This is a genomic window from Kaistella haifensis DSM 19056 (assembly GCF_000735695.2).
GTDB lineage: Bacteria > Bacteroidota > Bacteroidia > Flavobacteriales > Weeksellaceae > Kaistella > Kaistella haifensis.
Map to the genome: position 1 here is coordinate 1 of NZ_JASZ02000093.1, position 952 is coordinate 952.

General features: G+C 30.9%; 1 protein-coding gene and 1 pseudogene. Both read right to left on the bottom strand.

Annotated features, from left to right (window positions below; genetic code table 11):
* Positions 1–184: 184 nt before the first annotated feature.
* Positions 185–607, bottom strand: coding sequence for a hypothetical protein (locus tag AP75_RS14035; RefSeq protein WP_088265007.1), 423 nt, complete (start codon positions 605–607; stop codon positions 185–187).
* A gap of 54 nt (positions 608–661) precedes the next feature.
* Positions 662–952 (bottom strand): annotated as a pseudogene (locus AP75_RS14040) (hypothetical protein); the annotation flags it as partial.

Genomic DNA, 952 nt, shown 5'->3' on the forward strand with positions numbered 1-952 from the left:
AAAGGCTACCAAACGCCACAAAAAAAGCAGTCCTTCCGAAAAAACTGCTTTGTACCTCTAAATCCTAAAAACGACATCCCCATAAGAGGACCATCATACTGCTGAAAAGCCACCGGAGCTTCCGTTCAACGGGCTTTCATCTTGTGTCCTGCGGACAAGACGAAAGCTTAGTTATTAGCAGAAGTTATTGTTTGAGTTCCTTTATTTCAAATCCATCTTCGAAATTTTTCTTTTTTAAGAAGAATAAAGGTAAAAATGTAATGAAAATTAATAACAGATTTACTCCTTTAGTTACAGATAAAAATAAGATAATTAAAGATGCTATAATTGAAAAACCTAAAAATATTCCTAATGCTAAGTCATAAGTTAAATTTGGATAAATATTTAAAAATTTGACATTATTTTCAGCACTATTAAAATTGTATTTTTTAGAAATATTTTTGTTTGAAATTTCAATATTATTTATTTGACTATTTAATTCAATTTCAATCCTGTTATTTTTTGTATTTAGAGTATGTAATTGTTCTTTTTCATTAACAGTTATTTTGTAATTTTTATCTTTTAAAAAGATATTTTTACTCATTCGTATGATAACCTTATTTTTCATTCTACGGATTTTTATTTAATAATTCTGACTAACGTTAAATTTTAATATTGATAATCAGTATTTTGTGATTTCAATATCTCTGTCAGTCAATCCAAATTTAGTGATTTGTTTTTGAATTCTTTTGGCTGCAGCAATTTTTCTTTTCTCGTCAAGGAACAGATATAGTGAAGGTGGTTGGTAGCTTTGCCCTTTCACAAGCATGTTCCAGATGATGACGGCAAGTTTGCGGGCCAGTGCAGAGACAGCAGTTGCTCTTCCTTTCTTGTAGTTCAACCTTTTGAAAAAGTCTGCGAGCCAGCCTTCTTTGAGATTACCGATGGCATTGGCAGTGTTTCGAAAGGCAAT

What these genes read in the sequence shown, in the direction of transcription:
- AP75_RS14035 (WP_088265007.1), bottom strand. Translation starts at nt 607, where the DNA reads ATGAAAAATAAGGTTATCATACGAATGAGTAAAAATATCTTTTTAAAA.